This is a genomic window from Burkholderiales bacterium, assembly GCA_013695435.1.
Taxonomy (GTDB): Bacteria; Pseudomonadota; Gammaproteobacteria; order Burkholderiales; family JACMKV01; genus JACMKV01.
Genome location: JACDAM010000182.1, coordinates 1 through 4672, shown reverse-complemented (window position 1 = coordinate 4672; position 4672 = coordinate 1). Strand labels below are relative to the sequence as shown.

Annotated in this window: 5 protein-coding genes, 1 tRNA gene and 1 pseudogene; 3 read left to right on the top strand and 4 right to left on the bottom strand. The window is 61.3% G+C overall.

What is annotated here, in order from left to right:
* The 3 genes from H0V78_09290 to H0V78_09280 all read left to right on the top strand — a co-directional run.
* The coding region (locus tag H0V78_09290) for a SelB C-terminal domain-containing protein (GenBank protein ID MBA2351957.1) at positions 1-831 on the top strand (831 nt) is incomplete at its 5' end.
* A 5-nt stretch (positions 832-836) separates the two neighbouring features.
* Positions 837-933, top strand: a tRNA-Sec gene (locus tag H0V78_09285).
* A 66-nt stretch (positions 934-999) separates the two neighbouring features.
* Entirely contained in the window at positions 1000-2394 is a 1395-nt protein-coding gene (locus tag H0V78_09280; protein MBA2351956.1) for an L-seryl-tRNA(Sec) selenium transferase, read from the top strand.
* A gap of 56 nt (positions 2395-2450) precedes the next feature.
* On the opposite strand, the gene H0V78_09275 is transcribed toward H0V78_09280, so the two are convergent.
* The 4 genes and pseudogenes from H0V78_09275 to H0V78_09260 all read right to left on the bottom strand — a co-directional run bounded on the left by H0V78_09275 (position 2451) and on the right by H0V78_09260 (position 4276).
* The gene (locus H0V78_09275) at positions 2451-2957 is read right to left on the bottom strand and encodes a hypothetical protein (protein MBA2351955.1); all 507 of its coding nucleotides are present in this window, start codon (positions 2955-2957) and stop codon (positions 2451-2453) included.
* 8 nt (positions 2958-2965) lie between these two features.
* Positions 2966-3325: a hypothetical protein gene (locus H0V78_09270; GenBank protein ID MBA2351954.1), complete on the bottom strand. Its 360-nt coding sequence runs from the start codon at positions 3323-3325 to the stop codon at positions 2966-2968.
* A 103-nt stretch (positions 3326-3428) separates the two neighbouring features.
* Positions 3429-3644, bottom strand: a complete 216-nt coding sequence (locus H0V78_09265; GenBank protein MBA2351953.1) for a KTSC domain-containing protein — start codon at positions 3642-3644, stop codon at positions 3429-3431.
* 105 nt (positions 3645-3749) lie between these two features.
* Positions 3750-4276: pseudogene (locus H0V78_09260) on the bottom strand (DUF1097 domain-containing protein).
* Positions 4277-4672: the final 396 nt, after the last annotated feature.

The following is a 4672-nucleotide window of genomic DNA, read 5'->3' as shown; positions in this document are numbered from 1 at the left end:
GCTGTGCTGCGCGCGCTCGAGCGAGAATCGGCAAGCGACGCTTTGCAAGAGTTGCTCGGACTGAGTCCGCTCGGCCTCGATCTCGGCCGTCTGGCGCTGTTGTGGAATCTGGGCGAAGCCGAATTCGAGGCCGCCTGCAAAGCAGTCGCCATGACACGGGTGACAACCGGACTTCGCACGTTAGCTTTTACGCGCGAGCGATGGGACGCGTTGCGCGAGCACGCGGAATCGACTCTCGGCGCCTGGTTGGAGAATGCGTCCGACAGTCGAGGTATGACTGCGGAAGCTTTGCGCGGCGCGCTTTCCGAGCGGCTGCCGCGGCCTGTTTTCGATGCTTTGATCGCCGAACTGCTGGCGGAAAAACATCTGGTTCGCGACGGACCCTTGTTGCTTTCGCCAGGACATACCGTAAGCTTGTCGGCGTCCGATGCGCAGCTTGCCGAGCAATTGTTCGCCGTGCTCGCCGCCGTGAAATTGCAGCCGCCGAAAGTCGCGCAACTGGCAGCGCAACTGAATGCCGATGACAAACGGCTGCGGACCCTGCTGCGCCGGCTGGCGCAAAGCGGCGAGCTTCACGCCATATCGGCGGATTATTATTTTCCGCCCTCCACGGTAGCCGAAATCGCCGCGATAACGGCCCGCCTCGCGCAGCAGGAGCCGGACCGGATTTTTACTGTAGCGCGCTTTCGCACCGAGACTGGCGTCAGCCGCAACCTGACCATACCCCTACTCGAAGTTTTCGATCGCGTCGGTTTCACGCTGCGTGTAGGCGAAGGGCGCAGGGTCAGACGCGAATGGGCAGCAGTGTTAGCGGGCATGCATGACAGATGAATAACGGAAGGGATGTGTCCCCCGGTGGGGCGTCCGGACTTCAAATCCGGGAAGGGCCGTTTGACGGTTCTTGGTCGGTTCGACTCCGACTCTCTTCCGCCACTCATCACTCTGGCGGGCGCGGCCGCGATGAACAGCGCTGTCGCCGAAACCTGATAGCGAAAATCCATGCGTGAGCCGTCGAAAACCGGTTTGTCGGCGCTCCCTTCCGTCGATCGCGTCCTGAACTATGCAGTATTCGCGCCGCTGATCGGCGAGTTCGGGCGCGTTGCGGTCGTCAATGCGATTCGCGCGCAGCTCGTGCGTGCGCGTCAGGAATTCAAAATCGCAGACGGCCTGGCCGCGATCGACGAAGCGTGGTTCGCGCAGCATTGCCGTGCGCATCTCGAAATCGAACAACAATCTTCGCTGCGCCCGGTGTTCAATCTGACCGGAACCGTGCTGCACACGAATCTCGGCCGCGCGCTGCTGCCGAAGGAGGCGCAGCAGGCCGTCGCCGCGGTGCTGGGGCAGCCGTGCAGCCTTGAATACGACATCGCCTCCGGCGGCCGCGGCGATCGCGACGATCACATCGAGAAGCTGATCTGCGAACTCACCGGCGCCGGGGCCGCGACTGTCGTCAATAACAACGCGGCGGCGGTTTTTTTGTTGCTGAACACGTTTGCGCTGAACAGGGAAGTGCCGGTATCGCGCGGCGAGATGATCGAGATCGGCGGCTCGTTTCGCATTCCCGACATCATGACGCGCGCGGGTTGCACCTTGCGCGAAGTCGGCACCACCAATCGCACGCATCTGAAGGATTTCGCGGGCGCGATCAATCCGCTGACGGCGATGCTGCTCAAGGTGCAAACCAGCAATTACGCGATTCAGGGATTCACCGTGGCAGTCGCGGAAAAAGACCTGGCGAAACTGGCGCACGAGCATCGCTTGCCTTTCGCTGTCGATCTCGGCAGCGGCACCGTGGTCGATTTGCGCGACGGGGGTTTGCCGGCGACGCCGACGCCGCGGCAGACACTCGGCAACGGCGCCGACATCGTCACCTTCAGCGGCGACAAACTGCTGGGCGGCCCGCAGGCCGGCATCATCGTCGGCGGAGCGCATTGGATTGCCGCCATCAAACGCAATTCGCTGAAGCGCGCGCTGCGCGTCGACAAGATGACGCTTGCGGCGCTGGAAGCGGTACTGCGCCTGTACCGCGACCCGGCGCGACTCGCGGAGCGGCTGCCGACACTGCGGCTGTTGACGCGCAATCTCGCCAACATCAATGCCTGCGCGGCGCGTGTTTTAGCGGCAGTGGAGAGGGCCGTGCACGGCTTCACCGCGGTCACCGTGGAGCCTTGCCAGAGCCAGATCGGCAGCGGCTCATTACCGGTCGAGGTGTTGCCGAGTTGTTGCCTGGCGGTTCGCCCGCTGCCCGCTGCGCGTCACCCCGGAACCTCCCTCGACAGGATCGCCGCGGCGCTTCGGGCGCTGCCCGTTCCGGTGATCGGCCGGATCGAAGACGGCGCGCTTCGTTTCGACCTGCGCTTCTCGAAGACGAAGGCGGCTTTGTCGCGCAGTTGAGCAAGCTGTCGTTGTGATTTTGCCGCGAGCGGCTCCCGCTGCTGCGAAAACCCGAACTACAAATACGCGAGCAGCCGTCCGCAGCTGATCACAGCCAGCCAGATCACGATCGAGACGCCGGCGAAAAATCGTGCGGCGCCGGGCGCGGTCAGATTGCGATTCCAGCGTTCGACATAACGGTAGGGGCCGACATGAAACGCCGCGGCATTCGCCCCGGCCAGCGCGATCAGCGACAGCTTCAGCAGAAACGCCGGATTCGCCGCGAATTCGGTCGCGTGCGTCGAAAACATCAGCAGCCCGGCCGGCACGACGAGCAGCAGGCTCAGCACCGACCACGGCAGCAGATGGCGGGCGAGTTGGGTGATTTCGATATTGCGCGAGATGCCGAGTACGCGCAGATCGAACATCGTCGCCGCGCCGACCAGCATGACAAAGCCGATGATGTGAATGATTTCGACGATCGGATAGGCCCACAGCGATTCGCGCATGGTCTGCGCGATCCCGGTCTGCTCGAGCACAAGCAGCCAGGCCGGCCCAGCGAATTCGCGACCGGGCCCTCCCATCGGCACGGCTAGCGCCGAAGCTCTACGGTCTTGCCGCCGATCGTGATGGTTTCGGCGCGCATTTCATCCTGGTTGCTGCGATGCGGATAGCCGACGAGCGTTGCCTCAGCCCCGGTCTTGAGCGCCTCGCGCGGCAGCCCGCGCGTGCTCATGCGGGACGGCGGCGCCAGCGTCGCCAGCCATTCTTTCTTTTCGGTCAGAAGCTTCAGATAGGCGTGCGGATGTTCATAGCCCGAGGAGGTGATTTCGCCCTTCAAGGTGATCGGCTTGTTCGTATCGTATTCACTCCAGCCGTGGTGCGCGAATGCGGCCGCCGCTGCGATTAGAAAGCCGATGGCGGCGAGCCACGAAATAAATTGTTGAGGCATGACGTCTCCATTGATCCGATAAGCGCCGGGTGGCGCGATACCGGTACGACAGCCTTTGCCGCAGCGGATTCCATCAATGGCCGGTGTTGCACGATGCGAGGCGTTACGATTTTTCCTGATAGGCGTAACCACCGCGCACGATCGCCTCGTTGACGTAGGCGCCGAGCGATTCGGCGTGCATCATCTCGTCGTAAACGTGGTGCGGAACGTCGTAATACTGGTATGCGTTTCCGCCGGCAAATTCAATTTCGAGAATCCCGGTTTCGGCGTCGTAGCCGATGCTGTTGATGGCGGAAGAAATCACGGATATGCGTTTCATCTGGAAAAAACGATGGCAGTAACGACGATGCCATGCGGCGCCAAGCAAAAAGATACCAAAAAAGAGGCCGCGTTGGCGGCCTCGTGACTAAACGGCGACCTTAGCTCACGCAGTAACGCGCCCCGAAGTCGAACCCGTCAGCATTTTCGCCAAGGCGCCCGACAGGCAGCCGAAAACCGCGCCGAGCGCCATCGACACCGCGATCAGGATCAGCGGATTGGCGAAGCTCATTGTGGTCAAGCCCGGCTGCGCAGACGCATGCAGGGTGTAAGCGACAATAGAGGCATAGCCATACACATTCGCCGGCACCACCGACAGGGCATCCATCGAGGCGACGATCACGAGGAAGAACACGGTCACAGCAACGAGAGCGGCATCGCGGCAACGCCGTGGTCGCCGATGCCAAAGGTGAAAATGATCATCAGCGCGATCCAGCCGACGAAAGCTCCGTAAATATTTCCGCATATTGTTTTGGTCAGCGCTTTGCTGTCGCCGCCGCTATGAAAGAAGCAACCCCAGGCGATGAAGCCGGCCCAGACCAGTACGAACCCCGCGAGCGGGCCCAACGCCAGAAACGCCCAGATCCCGCCCAGCACAGCGATACTCAAAGAAAGCGAAAGTAACGAAGACATCCACTTCTCCTTTCAAAGGCAGTCGTCTTGGGCTCGATGCCGCCGAACCCGCGTCGCCAAATGGCGACGCGGGCAAAGCCTATTGCCGATTAGACCGCGAGACAAGACGTTGTCATAATTTGGCCACAATTTGAAAGAGAGGTCATGCGGCTGACAAACACGCGCGTGCATTGCTCTTTTGCCCTGACGCAGCGCGTCTTTTTGCCCGAGCAGCGCGTCTGAGAATGCGATCGATAATACCGATAGAGTCATGCTCAGAGCGAACCGCCTTTCGTGAACGCATGTTTCGAAACTAAGGCGCCGCCATAATGCTGGTCGGGTAGACATAAGCGCCTCAGCCTTTTATAGTGCCAATCTTTTTCCTCGCGAACGCAAGGGCTTATGTAAAGGGAGTAA

Bases quoted from the DNA above. Each gene is read 5' to 3' on its own strand.
- H0V78_09280 (MBA2351956.1), top strand. From the start codon at position 1,000: ATGCGTGAGCCGTCGAAAACCGGTTTGTCGGCGCTCCCTTCCGTCGAT.
- H0V78_09275 (MBA2351955.1), bottom strand. From the start codon at position 2,957: ATGGGAGGGCCCGGTCGCGAATTCGCTGGGCCGGCCTGGCTGCTTGTG.
- H0V78_09270 (MBA2351954.1), bottom strand. From the start codon at position 3,325: ATGCCTCAACAATTTATTTCGTGGCTCGCCGCCATCGGCTTTCTAATC.
- H0V78_09265 (MBA2351953.1), bottom strand. From the start codon at position 3,644: ATGAAACGCATATCCGTGATTTCTTCCGCCATCAACAGCATCGGCTAC.